This is a genomic window from Desulfurobacterium thermolithotrophum DSM 11699, assembly GCF_000191045.1.
In the GTDB taxonomy this organism is placed as follows: Bacteria; Aquificota; Aquificia; order Desulfurobacteriales; family Desulfurobacteriaceae; genus Desulfurobacterium; species Desulfurobacterium thermolithotrophum.
This window is the reverse complement of the sequence record NC_015185.1, coordinates 857,212-876,538: the sequence shown is the minus strand read 5'-3', so window position 1 is coordinate 876,538 and position 19,327 is coordinate 857,212. Positions and strand designations below refer to the sequence as shown.

The following is a 19,327-nucleotide window of genomic DNA, read 5'->3' as shown; positions in this document are numbered from 1 at the left end:
CTCCTCCCTGACGGAAGGAGCTTGTAGCTGATGCTAACAGGTAGCACCGCTACATTGGGACGGTTGACAGCGCCCCACTGGGAGGGATATACCACTCCCAGTCCCGACTTCTCCTCTTTGGAGAGAAGCCAGATAGTTTTTAACTATGTTCCTGCTGGCGTTAAGGGAGTAACTACAATGTTTGCAGACAAAGTGAGACTGGTCAATTCGGTTAGAACGAGAAACGTGTCCGCATCTGCTACACTTTTGAGAGGTGTAGCGTGCATCTACATAGACCACTCTTATTCCCTTAGCTTGAGCTTTATACTCTATAAACTGCTGGAGCTGTGCAAAGTTCCAGCTGTGTATCCAGCGTCTATTTTGCTTGTTAACCTTAATCCTTTTCCTGATTCCTTTGAGCTTCTCAAGGACAATTACTCCACCAGCAGGAACAAGGCTAACTATCTCCTTTGCTATCCTATGGTTAATAGCAGTCCGAAACCGTTTCTCCTTCTGGGAAAGTGTCTTGAGGTGCCTCTTTGCAGAAGGAGTGCCTTTGGACTGCAATCTCTTGCGAAGTGCAAAATATCTTTCGGAAACTGCCCTTATGTGTCCCCCATCAAAGAACTTGTTAATTTTTCCGTCAGGAGTAGAAACTACCGCAAGGTTACGGAGACCAAGGTCAACTCCGACGAAGTAGTTAACAGGTTCTACATCGGGGAATTCCTTTTCACAGGTAATGTTGAGAAAGAACTTTTTAAGTCTCTTGTCATACTTGAGATTCGCAGAAGTAACTCTCCAGTCAAGGTATTGCTTGAAGTAATCAGGAACTTTTACCTTAAACTTCTGTCTTCCTTTAACGGTAGCGAGGGAGACTTCTTCTCTTTCCAGCCAAACAGTATAGGAACGCCTATCATAACGGATAGCAGGATTGTTGCTCTGAGGACATTTGCTTTTGAGTCCTTTCTTCTTTCTCTTGATTGCAGATTTGAGGCTTTCAGTAGCTACAACCCTTGCAGAAATAACGAGTTGAGAAGGGAGAGAGGTTTTTTCTCTTACCGTGTAATAGGTAAGTTTGTGGAGCTCAATCCCGTTCCAAGTTTTTGCACTCCAACCAACTTTACAAGTATAGTTGTAGGCAAACTTATACTGCTCAATGGTTTCAAGGAGTGTTTGTTTCTGTTCTTCAGTAGGTTTAAGAACAAGTTTAAGAGTGCGTTGCAGTTTCATATTCATATATTACTTCAATACCTGTTCATATATTACTTCAATACCTGCAAACTTTCAAGTGCGGTCTCTTCCTCTCCCTGACGGAAGGGGTCTCCAACCGCAAGGAGGAAAAAAGATGAAATTAATGTTAAATATTGTTACTGCATTAATTTTATCTTCATCGTTAGCTTACTCTATGACCTACGAAGAGATAAAAAATTCCTACGAAAAATCGTACATGTTTGAAAGACAAAGAGATTACACGGATGCAATAAAAGCTCTTATGCCTATTTATCAAAGCTATCCAAATGGCTATACAGTAAATCTTAGGCTTGGATGGCTTTATTATCTTCTTAAGAAGTACGCAAATTCAGAGTATCACTATAAAAAAGCTCTTAAAGTTATTCCTACCTCTGTTGAAGCTATGCTTGGACTTTCTCTTTCCTATATGGCTCAGGAGAGATGGAATGACGTTGAATCCTTGATGTATCAAGTCCTGAAAGTGGATTACTACAACTACTATGGAAACTTAAGGCTTTGTATTGCTCTTAGAAAGCAAAAGAAGTTTTCTATTTCTGAGACTGTAGCAAGAAAAATGCTGTCAATTTATCCTACTGATGTAAATTTTCTAAATGAACTTGCCATATCCTTATATTCTCAAGGAAAGAAATCTTACGCACGTTCTATATTTAAGGACGTTTTAATTTTAGATCCTGAAAACGTAGTAGCTAAAACTTATTTAAGAAAATAAGAAGAGAATGTTGACAGAAGTCATAGCTTTGGTTATATTTAAAACATGTTGAATCATGATTCAGTATTCACACAAAATGTGGGAGTAAGGTATGAAAAAGCTCTTTTCGATTGTAGGATTTCTTCTTATAGCCTTCATAACTTTTTCTCTCTTCTACTACTTTTATCAACGCCATATCTATGTCATAACAGATGATGCTTTTCAAATGGCAGATGTCGTTTCCGTTTCTACTCAAGATGCTTCTGGAAAAATAGTGAAACTCTTTAAAAAAGAATATGAATCTGTAAGTAAGGAAGAACCGCTTTTTAAAGTTGATGATTCTCTTTACAGAAAAGATGTAGAGATTTTAAAGGCAAAGCTTGAGAGTTTAAAACAAAAGAAAAAAGAGCTTTCAGAAAAGCTCAGTAGATTGAAAGAACAGCTTCCTGCAGATGTAAAAATTAGTAAAGAAAATCTAAAAGCTTTGGAGAAAAAGCTCAATCAGCTAAAATATCAGGAGCTTATGGAAAAAACTAACTATGAAACTTCTACTCAAAAAGCAGAAAGCTCTTTAAAAGCTGCTGAAAAAGGACTTGAAGCTGCTAAAGTTTCATTCAATCACTGGAAAAACCAGTACAATAGATATAAAAGACTTTACAAAAAGAGAATAATTTCAAAAGAACAGTTAGAAGAAGTAGAACTGGCTTATAAAGAAGCTCTCTATAAGCTTGAATCAGCTAAAGCTCGTCTTCAAGCTGCAAAAGGAGATTTAGAAAATGCAAAATCTTTAAAAAACAGAATTGCCATTATTAGAAAGCAACAAGAGGAAGTTAAAAACAAAATAGAAGCATTAAAAGAGCAGGTAAAAATCTCGAAAGCAAATCTTAAGAAGATTAATGAATTAAGCCACTCTATAAGGCAGCTTGAAGAAGATATAAAATCCATAGAAAGCCAAATTGAGAAAGCAAAAATTCTTCTCTCACATACTCTTGTGAAATCACCTGTAGAAGGATTCATAGCAAAAAAGTGGAAAGAAGAAGGAGATTTTATTTCCCCGGGTCTTCCTGTTTACTCTATTTATAATTCCAAAAGCTTTTTTGTCCTTGCCTGGATAGAAGAAGACAAGATAAAGGATATAAAAGTTGGAAACAAAGTAAAGGTAGAACTTGAAGTTTGTAAAAAAACATTCAAAGGTAAAGTCTATTCCATTGGAACATCAGCAGGTTCTATCTTTTCTTTAATACCAAGAGACACATCTCAGGGTGAATATACAAAAGTAACACAAAGAATTCCTGTAAAAATTAAAGTTGAAAAAGTTCCTCCAGTTTGCATAAAGCCTGGAACAAACGTCACAGTTTATATCAAAAAGAGGCAACAGTGAATAGGAGAACAATCTTCATCTCTATTCTTATCGTCGCTGGAATGTTCATGACTCTCCTTGACACAACAATTGTTGATATTGTTCTTCCTCACATGATGAGCACATTTGAGGCAAAGCCAGACGATATCCAGTGGGTAATAACTTCTTACATGATAGCTTCTGCAATTGCAATGCCAGTTGTTGGATGGCTTGGAGGAAAAATTGGACACAGGAACACTTATCTTTTAGGAATAGGACTTTTTACTACTATGAGTACACTCTGCGGAATTGCTCCAAACCTTGAAACAATGATTCTTGGTAGAGTTTTTCAAGGAATTGGCGAGGGTTTAGCCGTTCCAATGAGTATGACTTTACTCTTTGAGCTCTTTCCTCCTGAAAAAAGAGGAATAGCAATGGGAATGTTCGCTCTAGGAGCTACTTTCGGTCCTTCTCTTGGCCCAACAATTGGAGGGTATTTAACAGAACATCTTGATTGGAGATGGGTTTTCTACGTAAATCTCCTTCCAGGAATTCTCGTTATTTATCTTCTTATGCTTTTAATAAAAGATGATAGAAAAAAGCACGTAGCAGATGGAAAGTTGGACATTTTAGGTTTTATTCTTTTAGCCATTTCTCTTTCTTCACTCATTACAGCTCTTTCCAAAGGGAATGATTGGGGCTGGAGCGACGAAAAAACAGTACTTCTTCTTTACACGTTTTCTGTTTCACTAATTCTTTTTATCCTTGTTGAACTTAAAGTAGAAAATCCTCTTGTAAACTTAGGTCTTTTTAAGTTTACATTTTTCCGATATCCTGTCTTTTCACTTACTCTTTTTGGAATGGGTGTCTATGCTTCTTATTTTCTTCTTCCTCTTTATCTTGAAAAATTAAGAAAATTTCCAACCATAGAAGCCGGAGAAATTCTTTTCTGTCCTGCCGCTGCAACTGGAATTGTCAGTCTAATCTCTGGAATTCTCATGGATAGAAAAATCCTAAGTCGTAAAGCTTCTATCGTTATAGGTATTTTGATTTTCATCTTTGGAACTCATCTTCAAAGCAAACTTGACCTTGAAATGGGAAAAACTCAGATAATTCTTTTCCTCCTTCCTTGGGGAATAGGAATGGGATTTTTCTTTCCCGCTCTTTCTCAAGTTTCTCTTGGAAACTTTAAAGGAGAAATCTTAAGACAGGCTTCTGCTCTTCAAAATTTATTAAGACTCGTTGGTGGAAGCGTCGGTACAGCTTTATCAACACACATTCTTATTTCTTCTCAAGACGGTCATCTTCTTAAAATGGCTGAGAAATCCTCTTGGTATTCACCTCAGTTTACAGAGTTTGTTGCAAAGCTTAAAAGCTATTTCTATTACGTTCAGTCAACTCCTGAAGTTCTTCTTAATAAAAAAGCTAAGGCTTTTATTGGCATGCTTTTCCAAAATCATGCGTTCTGGCATTCCTTTGGAGACGCTTTTTTCTTTGCAACTGTTTGTGGTATTTTAACTTTAATTCCTGCTCTTTTAATGGAGGAGAAAATTGAAAAGGCTAATTCTTCTGATAGCTCTAATACCATCTCTTTCGATGGCTAAAACGGTTAACGATCTAAAATCTCTTTTAGAAATTGCAATTAAGAATAATCCTGAAATCAAACTCTCGAGGAAGGAAAAGGAAATTTCAAACTATCAGTTTAAAGAAGCTATTGGAAATTTTCTCCCTACTGTAAAGCTTCAGTATACAAAAACTTCTCTTTCGGATGTTCCAACTTACAAAATGGCTCTTCCAGGACTTCCTTCAACAAAATTTTCAGTTATGGAAAGAAACTTTTACACTTTAAACCTTAGTCTTACTCAGCCACTTTTTACCGGAGGAAAACTCACCTACAACTTGAAGATGAAAGAAAAATTAGAAACTGCTTCTTTTTATCAGTTTCAAGAAACAGTTTTAAAAGTTCTAACAAACGTAAAAAAGGATTACTACAATCTTTCTGAAGCAAAGTCAGCTGTTGAAATAGCCGAAAGTTACTTACAAGCTGCAAGAAGACATTTAAAGGATGTTAAAGCTTTTTTTGATGAAGGGATTGTTCCAAAGAGAGATCTTCTTGAAGCTAAAGTTCGAGTTAGAGATGCTGAAGAACAACTCGAAAAAGCAAGAAGAACTTACAAAGTTGCTCTTGAAAAGCTTAAAAATGATGTTGGAATAAGTGATATAGAAGTTAAAGTAGAAAAACTTGAGTATTTACCTGTTAGCCTTACTGAAAAGGAGCTCCTTAATTTAGCTTTTGAGAATAGACCTCTTTTAAAGTATCTTCAAAATTTGAAAAGAAGTACAGATTACGCTGTAAAACTCTCGTATTCCCAATTTCTTCCAAATATTATTTTGAATCTTTCTTACGATAGAACTAATCAATATCCAATGAATGGAAATTTTGATAATACTGCTGTTGGAATAACGATCCAGCTTCCAATTTTTGAAGGAACCCAAAGATTTTGGAAGGTAAAAGAAGCAAAGACGCAAAAAGCAAAAGCTGAAATTTCAATTAAGAAAGCTAAGGATCTAATAAAACTTCAAGTTATCTCTGCTTATACAGCTTTAAAAGCAGCAGAAGCAAGGATTAAAACTGCGAAAATCATGGTCGAAGAGGCTAAGGAGCTCTTAAGAGATTCTGAAGAACGCTACAAAGAACACGTTGGAACTTCCACAGAAGTAACAGATGCAATTGCTTACTACGTAAAGGCTAAAGGTTATTTAAACTCAGCCCTTGCAGACTATAATAGAGCTCTTGCAGATCTTGAATATGCTGTTGGAAAAAGCATGACCCGAAGGCCTTAAATGAGCTTTTTCTCCTCTAAAATTTTTTTAACCTCCGGGTTATCTTTTGAAAATTTTTTAATTAGTTTTAAAAATTCCTCTTCATTTAAAAGCTTAATGCCAAGTTTTTGTGCTTTAGCAAATTTTGACCCTGGATTTTCTCCTACAACTACAAAGCTTGTTTTTTTTGTAACAGAGTTTGTGGGATTTCCACCTAAAAGACTGACAAGATATTGGGCTTCCTTTCTTGTAAAGTGCTCAAGCTCTCCAGTAAATACGATGTTTTGACCTTCAAGTGGTTTAGGAAGTTTTTGCTCTTTTTCTTCTTCTTCCGTTCTTCTGAAATAAAAGCCTGTTTCTTCAAGCCTTTTAATCATTTCAATGTTTTGTTTAGCTTTGAAGAAATTTCTTATACTGGTAGCTGTAATTGCTCCAATACCTTGAATAGAAGCAAGTTCAGAAAAAGAAGCATTCATGAGCTCATTTATATCTTTAAACTTTTGAGCAAGGAATTGAGCAGTCTTTTCTCCCACATGTCTTATACCAAGAGCCGTTAGCTTTTTCCAAAACGTAGCGCTTTTTGATTTTTCTATCTGTTTAAGTAGATTTTCTGCTTTTTTAAGACCCCATCCTGGAAGTTTTATTAGGTCAAACTTGTTAAGGTAGTAAAGGTCAGCAATTGACTTTACAAGTTCATTTTTTAGCAAAATATTTGCTGTTGATTCTCCAAGACCTTTTATGTCTAAAACTTTTCCCCAATAGACAAGGTGTTCTTTTAATTGTGCTGGACAGTTAATATTTGGACATCTTGGAACTGCTTCGTCCAATTCTTTAACGATTGGAGCTTTACAAACTGGACAATGAGTAGGAACTTCTACTAATTTTTCTTTTCCACTTCTTCTATCCTTTATAGGAGCAACAATATAAGGAATTGTTTCTCCAGCTCTTTCAACGATTACATAATCAAAAATCCTTATGTCTTTTTGCTTAATGAAGTCTGGATTAAAAAGTGAAGCTCTTGAAACAACTACTCCCCCAACTTCTACAGGTTCAAGAACTGCTACAGGAGTTAGAGCTCCCGTTCTTCCAACTTGCCACACAACATCAACAAGTTTTGTAACTGCCTGTTTTGCAGGAAATTTATAGGCAACTGCCCACTTTGGATGGTGCATTGTTTCACCTAAAACGTTCCAGGCACAGATATCGTTAACCTTTACAACCATTCCATCTGCTTCAAAGTCCCAGCTTTCTCTTTCTTCTTGAGCTTGAAGAACCGTCTCTATGACCTCGTCAATGTTTTTACAAACTTTTTGAATGCGAGGAGATTTAAAACCACAATGAGCTAAAAGCTTGAGAGCTTCAGACTGTGTTTTTATATCATCACAAAGCCTTTTCCCTTCAGAATAAAGTATTTGATAGGCGTAACAATCAAGTCCTCTTTTTGCAACTTCAGACGGATTTTTTAGTCTAAGCGTTCCTGCAGCTGCGTTTCTTGGATTTGCAAAAAGAGGAAGTCCTTGTTTTTCTCTTTCTTTATTAAGTTTCTCAAAGACACTTTTAGGCATTACTATTTCACCACGAATGGAAATAAGGTTTATACCATACCTTGAAAAAGGAGCCTTAAGAGGAATAGATTTTATCGTTCTTACGTTCATAGTTATATCTTCTCCAATAACTCCATCTCCTCTCGTTACGGCCCTTTTTAGTAAATCATCTTCGTAAACAAGCTCAACACTTGCTCCATCAAACTTTGGTTCAACTATGTATTCAACTTCTTCTCTTCCAAGAAGCTGTTTGACTTTTCTATCCCATTCTTTTAGGTCTTCTGGAGAGTATGTATTTTCTAAAGACGTCATTTCTGCAAGATGTTTAACCTTTTCAAATTCACCTGTGAATGCAGGAGCAATTCTTTGGGTTGGAGAATCAGGCGTAATTATCTCAGAGTGTACTTTTTCTAAATCCTCAAGAGCATGGAAGAGTTTGTCATACTGGTAATCTGAAATTACTGGACTTGCCAACACATAATATTTATAGTCATGGTATCTAATTACTTTTCTTAGCTTTTCGGCTAATTCTTTTGCTTCTTCAGTTGAAAGTTTTCCTAAGTAATCTTTCTTTTTTCTTTCAAGAAGTTTTAGGAGTTCATCAGTTAAATTTTGGAGCTCTCTTTCTTCATTTGCAGTATACATTGCTTCCTCCAACGCTAAATCCAATCTTTTTCGGTATTTATTTTATAGAATAACACGGAATCTTTTTTCTCTTTCGTTAAAGAAATTTTTAAGTTACTATTTGCTAGTAAAAATACTAATTTTTCGAACTGCTTTCAGGAGAAATTGTGAAACTTTGGGCTTTGATAGTTGCTTTTCTATCGTTTGTCTTAGATAGGATTACAAAATCTATAGCTGGAAAGTTTTTATACGGAAAATCTATTTCTATTCTTCCAGGTTTTTTCAATCTTAGATATGCAGAAAACAAAGGAGCTGCATTCAGCATCTTTTCCAGTAGTGGAGATATTGTTCGAAAGATATTTCTCTTATTTATACCAGCTGTAATTATTGCTTTTATTCTTTACTACATACTTTTTAAATCGATTAAAAGTAGACTATTTGCCATAGGATTAGGACTTATACTCGGGGGGGCAGTAGGTAATCTTTATGATAGAGTTCTTTACGGAAAAGTTATCGACTTCTTAGACTTCTACATAGGACCTTATCATTGGCCTACGTTTAATATTGCTGATGTTTCAGTCTTTGTTGGATGTTTCTTACTACTAATCCACCATTTCAAAGAAGAATAATAGTAATTTTTTCAAAGTTGACTTTATTCTTTTACTGAATAATTTTTAGTTAGGCATTTAGACTATTGACAAGAGGTGATATAATTGGGGAACTTGAAAATCCCCTACTCTTTTATTCAGGAAATTCTTTCAAGAGTTGATATCGTTGATATAGTATCAAACTATATCCAGTTAAAACAAGTAGGTAGGAACTATACAGCTTTGTGCCCCTTTCATCCTGAAAAAACTCCCTCCTTTGTTGTAAGTCCTGAAAAACAAATATTCAAATGCTTTGGATGTGGTATTGGTGGAAACGCAATAACTTTTGTTGAAAAGTATGAAAATTTATCTTTTTCTGAAGCAGTAAGAAGAGTTGCAGAAATAGCCGGTATAGAACTTCCCTCTCACTTTAAGGAAAACGAAGAATCTTTCCAGATAGAAGAAGCTGGTTACAGAGCTGCTTCTTATTTTCATTCTAAGCTTTCTTCTATACTTAGTTATTTAAAGGAAAGAGGTATTTCTGAAAAAGAGGCAAAAAAATTTTTAATTGGTTATGCTCCTCAAGGATATTCAAAAGAACTTAATTTAAATCCTAAACTTGCAAAGGAACTAGGACTTCTTAATGCCAAAGGAAGAGAATTTTTTGCTGAACGCCTTATAGTTCCAATTTTTAACCACTTTGGAAAAATTGTTGCATTTGCAGGACGAACTCTAAAAAATGATAAGTCCCTTCCTAAGTATGTAAACAGTCCCGAAAGCTCTCTTTTCAAGAAAAACTCCATCCTCTATGGCTTTTACCAATCAAAAGAGACGATACTTAAAGAAAAAAAAGTGGTAATTGTTGAAGGTTACTTTGACGTTATTTCACTACACAAAATAGGAGTAAAAAACGTTGTTGCACCGATGGGAACTTCTCTTACGGAAAATCATGTAAAGATTATAAAACAATATGCAAGCTTCCCTATTCTTATGTTTGATGGTGATAGTGCAGGTAGAAAAGCTACTATTAGGAGTGCTGGACTTTTTTTTGCTAAAGGAATAGAACCTTTTGTTGTTCACTTACCAGAAGGGGAAGACCCTGATTCTATGGCAATAAGTAATCCAGACAAGTTAAAAGGGTTACTTGGTAGCCCAATCAGTTTTATTGATTGGGCACTAAACTTTGTTGATTCTTTTCCACAAAGGGAACAAATTGGATACTTAAAGGAAATAGTTGGAGCAATTCTTCCATTAAGAGATATTGACCCCCTAAGATTTAAGCTTTATTTTGCAAAGCTTTCCAGCAAGTATGGAATAAATGAGAAATGGTTATTATTAAATTTCCGTTTTTCTAGTAGAAAAGCTTTAAATTCTGAAAATGAGGAAGAATTTATTCCAGATAAAGAAAAAAGGTTTGTAAGAGCTCTCATAGAAAAAAAGTGTCCACCAATACAAATTTCTCCACTTAACTTTACTTCTCAAAAGGTATCGCAAATTGTGACTCTTATCCAAAATGGAGAAAGTATAGAAGAAATACAGGCAAGATATCCAGACTTAGCTAGTTTAATAGCTGAAACATTGTTTCTTGAAGTAACGGAAGAAGAGCTTTTAAAAGCTGTTGTAAGCATCTTGAAAAAAGAACTAAAAAGAAGAATGAAACTTATGAAGTATGAAGAGAAAGTTAAACTTGCTAAGTTAATTCAGTCTTTAGAAAAAAGGGATATAAAAGATTTTCAAGTGCTGAGAAACTTTGAACAATTAAAGCCTTGCCCAACAACCAGTTAAAGGAGGAAGCCTTGGAAAGACCAAACTTTGAAGAGATAATTGCTTTAGGAAGAGACAAAGGCTACATAACCTTTGACGAGCTGATGGAGCACCTCGATGAAGAGGTACTCACACCAGAGCTCATCGAGGAGCTTATAACCCAACTTGACGAGTTCGATATTCACATTATACCAAAAGAAGGTGAAGACCATGTAGATCTTTCCAAGCTCCAAATTACCATTGCTCCTGACACTATGCCTCGTTCAGATGATCCTATAAGACTTTATTTAAGAGAAATGAGTGGTATTTCTCTTCTTAAAAGACACGAAGAAATAGCTCTTGCCAAAAGGGTAGAACTTGGTAGAAAGGCTCTTTTAAGGTATCTGCTTAAAACAAATGCTGTTTTAGATTACATACTTAATGTAGAAGAAAAGATAAAGAATGGAGAACTGAAAGTAAGAGATATTATGCGTTCTCCTGATGACTTTGCTGAGGGTGGAGAAGCTCAAAGAAAGAAGAAGTTCTTTGCAATGGTAGAAAGAATAAAAGAGCTCCTACCTCAGTTTGAAAAACTTCAAAAGCAATACAATAGAAACAAGAAAAATCTTCAACTAAAAAGAGAGTATCTAAAAACCTGGGCAAGAATTAACTTTCTTTTGAGACAACTTCCTCTTTCATATTCAATTTATGAAACAATGGCAGATGACATATATCGAAAGTATAAAATTTTGAAAAAGAGTGAGAAAAACCTCCAAAAGTTAAGTGGAAAACTATCTTTCCTGGGTATTCCAATAGAGGAAATCTGTCATAAACTAGATGACGATGATATAAGAGAAAAAATAGACAGGTCGAAATATACAACTAGAGAAATAAAGAAAATGATAAAGAAATACTTAGATACCAAGGAAACTTACAGGCAAGTTATAGATTCTCTCCAAATGCCAAGGAATACTTTCTATAAGTTGGCCGAAAGAATTTACTTTTACAAGAAAGATTCTCAGGAAGCAAAACAGATTTTGGTTCGTTCAAACCTTAGGCTTGTTGTCAGCATTGCAAAGAAGTACATAAATAGAGGACTTCACTTCCTTGATTTAATTCAAGAAGGAAACATAGGTCTTATGAAAGCTGTGGATAAATTTGAGTATAGAAGAGGTTATAAGTTTAGCACATACGCTACATGGTGGATAAGACAAGCTATTACAAGAGCAATAGCAGATCAAGCAAGAACTATTAGAATTCCAGTACATATGATAGAAACTATTAACAAGGTAATTAAGGCTTCAAGACAAATGTTTCTTGAAAAAGGAAGAGAACCAAGACCAGAAGAAATTGCAGAAAGACTTAGAATGCCTGCTTCTAAAGTCCGTTCAATAATACAACTTGCTCAAGAGCCCGTATCTCTTGAAACACCTATAGGAGATGATGAAGATAGCACTTTGGGAAACTTTATTGAGGATTCTAAGAGTCCAATTCCTGAGCATGAAGTAATCAAAAAAGATCTACAGGAGAAAGTTTCTCAGCTTCTTTCAACCTTAAGTGAAAGAGAAGCACTCGTTTTAAAGCTCCGTTTTGGACTAGATGGTTATCCAGAACATACCCTTGAACAGGTAGGCAGAGAACTTAAAGTTACCAGAGAAAGAATAAGACAAATAGAATCAAAGGCACTTAGAAAGCTCAAAAATTGTGGTCTCGATATAGACCTTAGCATATTTTTAGAGCGTTAGTATTTGAAGGGGAATTTCCCCCTTCAGTATTTTAAAGTATTCCTTAAAGTCTTCAAATAGTGGAGCTTTAACTTCTACGTGGTGTTCTTTAATGGGATGTTTGAATTTAAGTAGTTTTGCATGAAGCATTATTCTTGGTGAAAATAAGTGAATTTTTTGAGGAAAGGTTCTCTTCCAGTAAACAAATTCCCCAATTATAGGATGATTTACACTAACAAAGTGTTTTCTAATTTGGTGTTTTCTACCTGTTAGAATTTCAACTTCTAAAAAGTCTGTTTTTCCAACTCTTTCAACTACTTGATACCTTGAAATTGCTTCTTTTCCATCTATGGAAAATTTTATTTTTCCAGAGTTCTTTTTAAGATTACCTGCAACTAAAGCAAGGTATTTCTTTTTAACCTCTTTTTTTTTGAATTTCAATTTAAAAAGTTCAAATACTTCCTTTGATTTTGCAATGATTAGAGCTCCACTTGTTTGTTTATCAAGTCTATGAGCTACATAGATAGATTTAAATCTTTTTCTAAGCAAACTTTCTACATCGGGAAAATTTTTGTTGCTGTTTATAAAGGGAGGTTTGTTGACTACTAAGAAATACTCATCTTCATAAAGAATTTCTATTTTTGTCTTCGTAAATAATAGTTTGGGAATTGAAAATTCTACTATGGTATTAGGCTTTAAGTTTTTTCTATAAAACCTTTCTTTAATTCCATTTACAGCGCACAATCCTTCATCTATAACTTTTTTTGCCCTTTTCTTGCTTCCTGTTGCTTTTGCAACAACATCTATCAATGTTTCTCTTTTTTTTGTTATACACCTACAAAACTTAAACATTTTTTCCTCTTCTACATCTACTTTCAAAAATTATGACATAGAAATTATAGATGAAGTCTATCGTTAAAATAGTTGACTTATCGACAAATGAATTTAATTTAAAATTGAAAATAATTTTCAGGAGGAGAAGATGGCTCTTGTAGGGCAAAAGGCTCCAGAGTTTGAAGTACAGGTTTACGATCCTGTAAACGATAAGTATGACAAAGTTAAACTTTCTGATTACGTTCCAAACAATGAAGGAAAGTTTTTAGTTCTTTGTTTCTACCCAGCTGACTTTACATTCGTCTGACCAACAGAACTTGCTGCGGTCGCAGCAAAGTATGAAGAAATTAAAGAACGTGGAGCAGAAGTTCTTGCTATCTCTACAGATACTGTATTCAGCCACCAGATCTTTTGCAAAGTAGAACCTCTTATGAAAGATGTTAAGTTCCTTCTTGGTGCAGATCCAAATGGAGAAGTTTCTAGAAAGTATGGTGTTTACATTGAAGAAGCTGGTATTGCAAGAAGAGGTAGATTTATTATTAATCCTGATGGAATCATCGTAGCTGAAGAAGTTCTCAATCCACCAGTTGGTAGAAACGTAAATGAACTTTTAAGACAGCTTGATGCGTGGAAATATGTTTACGAACATCCAGATGAAGCTTGCCCAGCTAACTGGAGACCTGGTAAGAAAACACTAAAGCCTGGTCCAGACATTGCTGGAAAGGTTGGAGAAGTAATTACTATTGATGAAATTCTTTCTTAAATTTCTTAAATAAGAAGCTCCCTTTTTAGGGAGCTTCCTCCTAACAAAAAAAATTTCTTCATTCATTATTAGCATTCTTAAGTATCTTTTTTAAAACCAGTGAACTACTCCGCCCTATACGAAGGAGCTTCTGAGGGAGTTTGGTAAGTTATTCCTACCCTTATCCCTCCGGGCAGGTTCACACTGCCCTCTACTCCTATCCCTACATACAGCAGGGACTCGGAGATACCTTTGCTTAATTCGTAAATTCTTATCTTGACTACTTTTTTGAGTCCCGTCACAAGGTCAAACCACCTCTTCTTGAACTTTCTCAGTATGTTCCTCGCTCCGTTAACGTCTGCATTTATGAGTCCTTTAACCGACGACAAAAATAGTCCTCTCTTCACTCTCCTTCCGTTACCCTTGCTTCCTTTTGTAACTCCTGCTTCACTATCGCAGGAGTCGGCAACGGAAGTATAGCTTTCGTCTATTAGTCTGACCTCTATCCCAACTTCTTTGAGTTTGTAGGTTAGGTATTCCGTTACTTTCCCGTGAGGTAATAGTTTGAACATCTGATTCACAAGGTCTGGTAAGTCGTTCTCTTTGTTCTTTGATTCTTGAACCTTACCTATTACTACCGTCTTTACTCTACTTAAAACTGCAAGTCTCTTTATGAGACTGCTTACCTTGTGTGCAAAGTCTCTTAGCAAGTTCTTTACGCTCTTCCAAAGTCTGTGAAGTTTCTTCTCTAATGCAATCGTTGGAAGTCCTTTGTTTTTGAGGTTGTCAAGCTTACTCTGGAGGTTAACTATCTTCTTGAGTTTCTTCCTAAGTAATGTCTTTAATCCTCTTCCGTCTATGATGTAGGAAATGGGATTTCCTTCTACTACACAGGTCGCAAAGTTTGATACTCCATAGTCTATCGCTAATACTTTGTCCCCTTTAGGTTCAACTTCAGGAGTTTCTTTTTCATATACCACTACCAGCTTAAAGCTTACCTGTCCATAGGACTTATACGGAACTACCTGAACGTTGAGAACTTTAAGGTTCTCTAAGTCTTTATACCCTGTCTCTATCCACAGGTAATCAGGAGAAAATCCAAACTTTTTGAGTAAGTGCTCTTTTAAGCTTTTGGATAGTGAAAGTCTTATCCTACTTCCTTCTATCTTGAATCCTGTCTTATCCCATGTTACTACTCTGTGGGGTGTTTCGGGATTTACGTAACTCGGTGGTCTAACAATTTCTATCCCTTTCTTCTTGAACTTTTCGGGATTTTCCAAGAACTTGAAAAAGTTATTCCATCCTCTTGATAGTTCGTCAAGGACTATTTGAGCACATCGGGACTGTAGGGAACACAGGTGTAAGGATGTGTCTTTGAGTTTGTTGTATAGGTCTCTATAGTCAGGTTTTGCTAACCTGTTCTTTACGAGGTAGTTGGCTTGATTCCACAGTCTTCCAGCGTGGTAGGTGAAGTGTCCAAGTATTATCTCCTGTTCTATGCTCAAGTGGTTTAGTTCAAAGACTATTGCTCTTTTTGTTTTCATCTCTGCAGTTGTAATTTATATTTACGGTTGTTTAGTTTCAAGGTGCTGTTCGAGTTCAATACATGGTGGACACCTTGATGACTTCTAATATAGTCCTCAAACTTCTCAGCGGGAGTCTTGTAATTTAAAGAGTGATGGGGTCTAAGAAAGTTGTAAATCTTTAAATACTCAAAAAGTTTTTTATTCATCTCATCAACAGTCGGTTCTGTTCCTTCTATCATCCATAGTTCACTTTCTGTCGTTTGAATAAACCTTTCTACATGCGCATTAGTCTTGGGAGATTTCGGATAACTAAAGTAGTGTTCTATTCCTTTTCTTTTAAGATATTCGTCTAACTCCCCTAAAAATTCGCTCCCGTTATCCGTTTGAACTTTCTCTATCTTGAAGGGAAGAAATTTTTCAAGTTCTTCAAAAAACCTTCTTCCGCTCCTGCTGCTTTTTGTAGAATAAACCTTGGCAAATGCTATTCGGGTGAACTTGTCTATTGCCGTGAACTGGTAAAAGGTTTTACCGCACCAGTAGAGGTATTTAACGTCCATGAGGATTGTTCCTGGTTTGTCTGCTCTTAGTCCTTTTCTGGTGCGGTTCTTTTTCCCTTTCTGTTTCTTCCTCTTGTAGGTACTTTTTAGTTTCCAGGTTCTTTCTATTAGTCCGTGTCTTTTGAGAACCCTGTAAACTGTAGAGGATGATATTTTTACATTTAGGTATCTTTCCATGAAGGCTGCTATCTTTTCTTTGCTCCAGGTTAGGAATTTTTCCCTTATTGTGACGATGATGTGTTCTATTTCAGGTTCTATTTGTGGTTGTCTTACTTTATGAGGTCTTTTGCTTCTGTCTTGGAGTCCTTCTATCCCGTACTTGTCGTATCTTTTTTCCACTTGTAGAAGGTTGTTGGACTGATGCCAAAGTATCTGCATGTTTTTCTGGCGTTGCCTGTTTTGTGGTAATACTCTATCCATTTGAGTCTCCTTTTAACATTTCTGTCTTTTGTTAGGTCAAGCTTCTTTTTTACTCTTCTTCCTTTTTTCAGGGTTTCTTTGAACGCCGTATTTGTGCTGGATATATGGAGGGATGTTCCTTTGAATCTTTTCAATTGTTTCATCGGTGGACACCTCCTTGTGGTATTCAAAGGTTATTGTAGGGTGTCCACCTTCTATCTGAACTTCAACAGGTGCTAACGCACCTGCGGGCTTTCATCCCCTCCCTTATGGGAGGGGTCTTCCCGCCCGCAAAAGATAAATCTCACTTACTTCTAATTTTCTATTTTGCCATTTCCCAAAAAAAGAATAATTTTTTTTTAAATCTTCTCGGTAATGTCTTAAATCTTTTGATATTCACTAAAGATATACGAATTGGAGGAATTTCAAATTGAATAGTAAAAAAATAAATATAGAAAAAATTAAAATGCTCAAAAACTTACTTCTTGACTTAAAAGAGTTTTCTTTAAAAAATGAGAAATGGGCAATTTTAGTTGAAGGAAAAAGAGATAAGTTTGCTCTTGAGAAGTTTAGTATTCAAAATGTCGTTGAATTAAAAGGAAAAAATTATCATGACATTGCAGAAGAACTTTCTGCTATCTATGAAGGAGTGGTTCTTCTTATGGATTTTGATCCAGAGGGGGAAACTATATTTGAGAAACTTTCAAAACTTTTAGCTGGATATGGCTTAAGGATTGATACTTCTTTTAGGGAAAGATTAAGAGAAACAGGTGTAAAATTTGTAGAAAAAATACCTCAAAGCTTGTTTTTTTCTAATTAAGTATAGACTTTAACTAGCTATGATAAAATCTCCTCCAAACTAAACTAAGCTAACGGAGTTGGAGATGGAGTTTGAAGCAGTAATCGGGCTTGAGGTTCACGCTCAGCTTTTAACAGAGACAAAAATTTTCTGTAGCTGTAAGAATGAGTTTGGAGCTCCACCAAATACTAACGTTTGTCCTGTCTGTCTTGGAATACCTGGATCTCTTCCAGTTCTGAATAAGAAAGCTGTTGAGTATGCTGTAAAGGCAGCACTTGCTCTAAACTGTAAGATTAATACTTATTCTGTTTTTGCGAGAAAACACTACTTTTATCCAGACCTTCCAAAGGCTTATCAGATAACACAGTACGAGCTCCCGTTTGCAGAAAATGGCTGGATAGAAATTGAAAAACCTGATGGAACGAAAAAGAAGATAAGAATTAAAAGAATTCATATGGAAGAAGACGCTGGAAAAACAGTTCACGGAGAAGGACTTGACAGGAGCTCTTACGTTGACCTCAATAGAGCCGGGACACCACTAATTGAAATCGTTTCAGAGCCTGATATCTCAACTCCAGAGGAAGCAAGGCTTTATATGCAAAAGCTGAGGGATATCCTCGTCTGGATCGGTGTAAACGATGGAAACCTTGAGGAAGGTTCATTAAGATGTGACGCCAACGTTTCTATTAGACCTAAGAGTTCAGATAAACTTGGAACGAGAACAGAGATTAAAAACGTTAACTCTTTTAGATTCATTCAAAAAGCTCTTGAGTATGAAATAGAAAGACAAATAAAGGTTGTTAAAAGCGGTGGAGAAGTCGTTCAGGAAACAAGGCTCTTTGATTCCCAGAAAGGAATTACAAAGACAATGAGAACGAAAGAGGAAGCTGAGGACTACAGATATTTCCCTGAACCTGATCTTCCACCTCTCATAATAGACGATGAATGGCTTGAATCTATAAAAGCTTCTTTACCTGAACTTCCAGACCAGGTAAAAGAAAGATTTATAAAAGATTACGGTATTACATCTTACGACGCTGATATCCTTGTTAGAGATAGGGCTCTTTCCCAGTTCTTTGAAGAGGCAGCTAAAAACTATTCTGGAGAAGCAAAGAAAGTTGCAAACATTATCATTTCAGACCTTCTTGGAGCTTTAAACGAAGAAAAGCTTGAAATCTCAGAGTCTCCAGTCGAACCTCGCCACGTTGCTCAGCTCCTTGAGCTTGTTGATAAAGAGGTAATATCTCTAAGAGTCGCAAAGGAAGAAATCATTCCTGAAATGGTTAAGAGTGGAAAAGAACCTAAAACGATCGTTGAAGAGAAAGGACTTGTTCAGATATCCGATGAATCAGCTCTCAAGGAAATTATCAAGAAAGTCCTTGGAAACAACGAAAAAGCGGTTAAACAGTACAAAGAAGGTAACGACAAACAAAAACAAAAAGCTGTTAAATTCTTGATTGGTCAGGTAATGAAGGAAACGAGAGGAAAGGCAAATCCAAAACTTTTAAATCAGCTAATCCCACAAGTTCTTGAAGAACTTTAAAGAAAAGGAGAGAGCCCAAGCTCTCTCCTTTCTATTTTTCGGGTTTAACTTCTTCTATCTTAATTGAAGGAATTCGTAAATTCGATAATCTCTCTTCAATTTCTCGGATTTTCTCTTCTAACTCCTTAAGTTTTTGTCTTTCATCTTCCTTACTCGCGTTTATTTCTTTTTTTATGGTTGATATTTCCTTGCTTACCGAATCAAATTGAAGACTGATTTCTTCTTTAAGCTTTAGTAATTTTTTCTCTGTATTCTGCTCACTATTTTGATTTAGTTTTAATGCGTAACTTTTAGTTTCTTTTATGGATTTTTCTATCAAAGGAAATTTTTCCTCTACCTTAGAAAGGTCTTGTCTTATGTTGTCAATAGAAACTCGAAGTTTCGGAATTTCCTCTTTGAGTTTATTTAGCTTTTCTTCTATACCTTTTAGTTCTTTTAAGATTTCTGATTGTTTAAGTTCTAAAACTTCTATCCTAGATTCAAGATGGCTATTTACATTTACGTTTGCACTTTGCTGCTTAGGGACACATGATGTTAACATTACTAAAGCTATTATAGATAGTCTTTTCATAACCTACCTCTTATTTTTTTTTTAAGATTTTATCAGCTTTTACAGATTATCCCA

The 19,327-nt window shown here is 35.6% G+C and carries 15 protein-coding genes and 1 pseudogene; 10 read left to right on the top strand and 6 right to left on the bottom strand.

Translation table 11 applies throughout. The annotated features are described in order from the left end of the window. Positions 1–33 precede the first annotated feature (33 nt). Complete coding sequence (locus DESTER_RS04460) at positions 34–1,209, bottom strand: RNA-guided endonuclease InsQ/TnpB family protein (protein WP_244829515.1); 1,176 nt, start codon at positions 1,207–1,209, stop codon at positions 34–36. 115 nt (positions 1,210–1,324) lie between these two features. Here DESTER_RS04460 and DESTER_RS04455 point away from each other — a divergent pair, with 115 nt between their 5' ends. The 4 genes from DESTER_RS04455 to DESTER_RS04440 all read left to right on the top strand — a co-directional run bounded on the left by DESTER_RS04455 (position 1,325) and on the right by DESTER_RS04440 (position 6,101). Further along, on the top strand, positions 1,325–1,939 hold the full coding sequence (locus DESTER_RS04455; RefSeq protein ID WP_013638460.1) for a tetratricopeptide repeat protein: 615 nt from the start codon (positions 1,325–1,327) through the stop codon (positions 1,937–1,939). 91 nt (positions 1,940–2,030) lie between these two features. Continuing rightward, positions 2,031–3,299: an HlyD family secretion protein gene (locus tag DESTER_RS04450; protein ID WP_013638459.1), complete on the top strand. Its 1,269-nt coding sequence runs from the start codon at positions 2,031–2,033 to the stop codon at positions 3,297–3,299. After that, entirely contained in the window at positions 3,296–4,861 is a 1,566-nt protein-coding gene (locus tag DESTER_RS04445; protein ID WP_013638458.1) for a DHA2 family efflux MFS transporter permease subunit, read from the top strand. The genes DESTER_RS04450 and DESTER_RS04445 overlap by 4 nt, the downstream gene beginning before the upstream one ends. After that, positions 4,809–6,101 (top strand): TolC family protein, encoded by a 1,293-nt coding sequence (locus DESTER_RS04440; protein WP_013638457.1) that lies wholly within the window; start codon positions 4,809–4,811, stop codon positions 6,099–6,101. The genes DESTER_RS04445 and DESTER_RS04440 overlap by 53 nt, the downstream gene beginning before the upstream one ends. Here the strand turns inward: DESTER_RS04440 and ligA are convergent. Beyond that, the gene (ligA, locus tag DESTER_RS04435; RefSeq protein WP_013638456.1) at positions 6,098–8,269 is read right to left on the bottom strand and encodes an NAD-dependent DNA ligase LigA; all 2,172 of its coding nucleotides are present in this window, start codon (positions 8,267–8,269) and stop codon (positions 6,098–6,100) included. The genes DESTER_RS04440 and ligA overlap by 4 nt on opposite strands. A 146-nt stretch (positions 8,270–8,415) precedes the next feature. On the opposite strand from ligA, the gene lspA reads away from it, so the two are divergent. From lspA to rpoD, 3 genes are all read left to right on the top strand, one after another. Next, positions 8,416–8,877 (top strand): signal peptidase II, encoded by a 462-nt coding sequence (lspA, locus tag DESTER_RS04430; RefSeq protein WP_013638455.1) that lies wholly within the window; start codon positions 8,416–8,418, stop codon positions 8,875–8,877. An 84-nt stretch (positions 8,878–8,961) separates the two neighbouring features. Beyond that, on the top strand, positions 8,962–10,620 hold the full coding sequence (gene dnaG, locus DESTER_RS04425) for a DNA primase (RefSeq protein ID WP_013638454.1): 1,659 nt from the start codon (positions 8,962–8,964) through the stop codon (positions 10,618–10,620). Positions 10,621–10,631: 11 nt separating this feature from the next. Next, a complete protein-coding gene (gene rpoD, locus DESTER_RS08500; RefSeq protein WP_013638453.1) occupies positions 10,632–12,323 on the top strand; it encodes an RNA polymerase sigma factor RpoD in 1,692 nt (563 codons plus the stop codon). Here rpoD and DESTER_RS04415 read toward each other — a convergent pair. Next, positions 12,312–13,154 (bottom strand): RluA family pseudouridine synthase, encoded by an 843-nt coding sequence (locus DESTER_RS04415; RefSeq protein ID WP_013638452.1) that lies wholly within the window; start codon positions 13,152–13,154, stop codon positions 12,312–12,314. The two genes, rpoD and DESTER_RS04415, sit on opposite strands and share 12 nt — an antisense overlap. A gap of 130 nt (positions 13,155–13,284) precedes the next feature. Here DESTER_RS04415 and DESTER_RS04410 point away from each other — a divergent pair, with 130 nt between their 5' ends. After that, on the top strand, positions 13,285–13,899 hold the full coding sequence (locus DESTER_RS04410; protein WP_013638451.1) for a peroxiredoxin: 615 nt from the start codon (positions 13,285–13,287) through the stop codon (positions 13,897–13,899). Between the two features lie 104 nt (positions 13,900–14,003). On the opposite strand, the gene DESTER_RS04405 is transcribed toward DESTER_RS04410, so the two are convergent. Further along, the gene (locus DESTER_RS04405; protein WP_013638450.1) at positions 14,004–15,422 is read right to left on the bottom strand and encodes an RNA-guided endonuclease InsQ/TnpB family protein; all 1,419 of its coding nucleotides are present in this window, start codon (positions 15,420–15,422) and stop codon (positions 14,004–14,006) included. Further along, a pseudogene (locus DESTER_RS04400) lies at positions 15,419–16,524 on the bottom strand (IS481 family transposase). The gene DESTER_RS04405 and the pseudogene DESTER_RS04400 overlap by 4 nt, the downstream one beginning before the upstream one ends. Before the next feature lie 266 nt (positions 16,525–16,790). Here DESTER_RS04400 and DESTER_RS04395 point away from each other — a divergent pair. Together DESTER_RS04395 and gatB are read left to right on the top strand one after the other, a co-directional pair. Then, entirely contained in the window at positions 16,791–17,180 is a 390-nt protein-coding gene (locus tag DESTER_RS04395; RefSeq protein ID WP_013638448.1) for a toprim domain-containing protein, read from the top strand. Between the two features lie 64 nt (positions 17,181–17,244). Further along, complete coding sequence (gene gatB / locus DESTER_RS04390) at positions 17,245–18,702, top strand: Asp-tRNA(Asn)/Glu-tRNA(Gln) amidotransferase subunit GatB (RefSeq protein ID WP_013638447.1); 1,458 nt, start codon at positions 17,245–17,247, stop codon at positions 18,700–18,702. A 31-nt stretch (positions 18,703–18,733) separates the two neighbouring features. On the opposite strand, the gene DESTER_RS04385 is transcribed toward gatB, so the two are convergent. Then, the gene (locus DESTER_RS04385) at positions 18,734–19,273 is read right to left on the bottom strand and encodes a hypothetical protein (protein WP_013638446.1); all 540 of its coding nucleotides are present in this window, start codon (positions 19,271–19,273) and stop codon (positions 18,734–18,736) included. Between the last annotated feature and the right edge of the window lie 54 nt (positions 19,274–19,327).

What these genes read in the sequence shown, in the direction of transcription:
- DESTER_RS04460 (WP_244829515.1), bottom strand. Translation starts at nt 1,209, where the DNA reads ATGAAACTGCAACGCACTCTTAAACTTGTTCTTAAACCTACTGAAGAA.
- DESTER_RS04455 (WP_013638460.1), top strand. Translation starts at nt 1,325, where the DNA reads ATGAAATTAATGTTAAATATTGTTACTGCATTAATTTTATCTTCATCG.
- DESTER_RS04450 (WP_013638459.1), top strand. Translation starts at nt 2,031, where the DNA reads ATGAAAAAGCTCTTTTCGATTGTAGGATTTCTTCTTATAGCCTTCATA.
- ligA (WP_013638456.1), bottom strand. Translation starts at nt 8,269, where the DNA reads ATGTATACTGCAAATGAAGAAAGAGAGCTCCAAAATTTAACTGATGAA.
- DESTER_RS04415 (WP_013638452.1), bottom strand. Translation starts at nt 13,154, where the DNA reads ATGTTTAAGTTTTGTAGGTGTATAACAAAAAAAAGAGAAACATTGATA.
- DESTER_RS04405 (WP_013638450.1), bottom strand. Translation starts at nt 15,422, where the DNA reads ATGAAAACAAAAAGAGCAATAGTCTTTGAACTAAACCACTTGAGCATA.
- gatB (WP_013638447.1), top strand. Translation starts at nt 17,245, where the DNA reads ATGGAGTTTGAAGCAGTAATCGGGCTTGAGGTTCACGCTCAGCTTTTA.
- DESTER_RS04385 (WP_013638446.1), bottom strand. Translation starts at nt 19,273, where the DNA reads ATGAAAAGACTATCTATAATAGCTTTAGTAATGTTAACATCATGTGTC.